This is a genomic window from Achromobacter sp. 46006 (assembly GCF_059761975.1).
Map to the genome: position 1 here is coordinate 1 of NZ_JCBANN010000136.1, position 678 is coordinate 678.

1 protein-coding gene is annotated in these 678 nt (G+C 65.2%); it reads left to right on the plus strand.

Going from position 1 to position 678, the window contains the following annotated elements; all coding sequences use genetic code 11:
• Positions 1-678 (plus strand): VCBS domain-containing protein (locus AC6LKG_RS26520; RefSeq protein WP_498169969.1); only part of this gene is annotated, 678 nt, incomplete at both ends.

The following is a 678-nucleotide window of genomic DNA, read 5'->3' on the forward strand; positions in this document are numbered from 1 at the left end:
CCGATGGCGCCGTGACCGAAGACGGCGCCACCAGCGCCAGCGGCAAGCTCGACGTCAGCGACGTCGACACCAGCGACACCCACACCTGGACCGTCAGCAACGACGGCAAGGGCCAGTACGGCACCTTTACCGTCGACCAGAGCGGCAACTGGAAGTTCGAGCTGGACAACAGCAGCGACAAGGTCCAGGCCCTGAAGGACGGCGAAAAAGTCACCGACACCATCACCGTCACGGTCGATGACGGCAACGGCGGCACGGCGACCGAAACCATCACCGTCACCATCACCGGCACCAACGACACCGCCGTCATCACCCCGAACCAGCCGGGCGACGACAAGGGCACGGTGCAGGAAGACAAGGTCTACACCGCCAACGGCAAACTGGATGTCACGGACAAGGATGCCGGCGAGGCCACCTTCAACGCCCAGACCGACGCCAAGGGCGAGCATGGCTCGTTCTCGATCGACGCCGACGGCAACTGGACGTACCAGCTCGACAACAACGATCCCAAGGTCCAGGCCCTGGCCGTGGGCGAGAAGCTCACCGAGACCTTCACCGTCACCACCGCCGACGGCACCAAGAGCACCGTCACCGTCACCATCGACGGCACCAACGACAAGCCCGAACTGAGCGGCAAGACCGATGGCGCCGTGACCGAGGACGGCGCCACCAGCGCCA